This window comes from Microbulbifer harenosus (assembly GCF_005771435.1).
In the GTDB taxonomy this organism is placed as follows: domain Bacteria; phylum Pseudomonadota; class Gammaproteobacteria; order Pseudomonadales; family Cellvibrionaceae; genus Microbulbifer; species Microbulbifer harenosus.
Window position 1 is genome coordinate 1 of record NZ_VANI01000063.1, and the last position, 610, is coordinate 610.

The window sequence follows — 610 nt, forward strand, 5'->3', positions numbered from 1 at the left end:
GGCGTTAGGGCTCCAAAGCTATGAGTATCGTGCCCATAACTGAGAAAGATTGGCAGGATCTGAAAAATATTCGATTGGAGTCACTTCGCGATTCTCCTGACGCATTCGGAATTACGTATAAAGAAGCAATGGAGATTTCCGAAGAAAAATGGAAGTCAATCGCTTCGGGTGAACTTGGGTTAAAATTTTTTCTCGCTCGTAGTGAAAAAGAAAATATTGGGGTAGTAGGCGCTGCACAAATCGATGGAAAGTGCGAGCTGGTTTCAATGTGGGTGAAACCTGAGAAAAGAAGCGATGGTGTTGGAGTTAGCCTCGTTAAAGAACTGCTTGATTATGCCAAATCTAATGGTTTTACCAGCGTAGTACTGAGCGTATCATCAAGGAACGAAGCAGCTTTTAATCTATATTCCAAAATTGGATTCAAGAATTTGGGGGAGGTGGGTGGTAGCTTGGGGCCAGGGCTAAAGAAAATGGTTTGGCACTTCGCCCCCGAGCCCTAACAAATTGCTGCAGCCGACGTCTTACTTTATACACATTTTGTGCGGTCGCTGCGCTCCCAATTTCGCACAAAATGTGCAAAAAGTAAGCCGCCGCTGAGCAAGGCGTTATG

At 45.1% G+C, this 610-nt stretch carries 1 protein-coding gene; it reads left to right on the plus strand.

Going from position 1 to position 610, the window contains the following annotated elements; genetic code table 11:
- The first annotated feature begins 20 nt into the window (after window positions 1-20).
- Window positions 21-500, plus strand: a complete 480-nt coding sequence (locus FDY93_RS19340) for a GNAT family N-acetyltransferase (protein WP_138237394.1) — start codon at window positions 21-23, stop codon at window positions 498-500.
- Window positions 501-610 lie beyond the last annotated feature (110 nt).

Bases quoted from the DNA above. Each gene is read 5' to 3' on its own strand.
- FDY93_RS19340 (WP_138237394.1), top strand. From the start codon at position 21: ATGAGTATCGTGCCCATAACTGAGAAAGATTGGCAGGATCTGAAAAAT.